Here is a 439-nt window from a genome sequence, read left to right as displayed (position 1 = left end):
CAAACAGCGCCTACAATTGCCAAGGTTAATAAGCTTTGCGGAGGGCCTGATATTATCTCCCTAATACGTGGCATCAAAGATGATAAAATATCCTGTGGCATGTTATCAATAATAAATGCCCAGCCGACATTGTATTGATCGATCGGCCATTTCTCGCGAGATTATAAAGATTTGTGCTCAACTAATTATATGAATGAATTAAGTCAATTAATGTATGATACGTTGCAAAAAAATCCTTGTGGTTTCGCGACAAACGTCTTGGCCGCTTTCGCGCCGCAGCTAAGGGAAGGAAAAAAAAGAAAAATCTTTCGCGAGAATCACGCACGGATAAATAAATTATTCGCAATCCCAGAATCTAAGTTTTCAGTATCCAAAATGGTGACAATTATATAGCCTTCTGTAAACCTCTTCATTTTGTGCTGTAGGCGGAAGTCAATGT

1 pseudogene is annotated in these 439 nt (G+C 39.0%); it reads right to left on the bottom strand.

The features are described 5' to 3' along the window. Positions 1 to 143: pseudogene (locus ACJ5GX_RS07995) on the bottom strand (ribonuclease); the annotation flags it as partial. Between the last annotated feature and the right edge of the window lie 296 nt (positions 144 to 439).

It is taken from the genome of Wolbachia endosymbiont of Tuta absoluta, from assembly GCF_059414725.1.
The sequence above is the reverse complement of the archived record's forward strand: the minus strand, read 5'-3'. Positions and strand labels throughout refer to the sequence as shown.